Below are 278 nucleotides of genomic sequence, written 5' to 3'. Positions count from 1 at the left end.
GCTGACTTCCAGCCTGCAACGTATCCGTACTCTGGCTGTGCAGCCTTCGACCGGCACGATGTCGTCGTCGGACCAGGCAGCACTGCAGAAAGAAGTTGCGCAGCAGATCCAGGAAGTGAACGGTATTGCGTCGCAAACGACGTACAACGGCACCAACATTCTGGACGGCTCCGCAGGTATCGTCGGCTTCCAGGTTGGCGCGAACGTCGGTCAGACGATCAACCTCGACCTGTCGAAGAGCATGTCCGCCGCTAGCCTCGGCAGCGGTTCGCTGGCAA

General features: G+C 60.1%; 1 pseudogene. It reads left to right on the top strand.

The features are described from left to right. Nucleotides 1-278: pseudogene (locus EN852_RS40660) on the top strand (flagellin); the annotation flags it as partial.

The organism is Mesorhizobium sp. M2E.F.Ca.ET.209.01.1.1 (assembly GCF_004010375.2).
GTDB lineage: Bacteria > Pseudomonadota > Alphaproteobacteria > Rhizobiales > Rhizobiaceae > Mesorhizobium.
The sequence above is the reverse complement of the archived record's forward strand: the minus strand, read 5'-3'. Positions and strand labels throughout refer to the sequence as shown.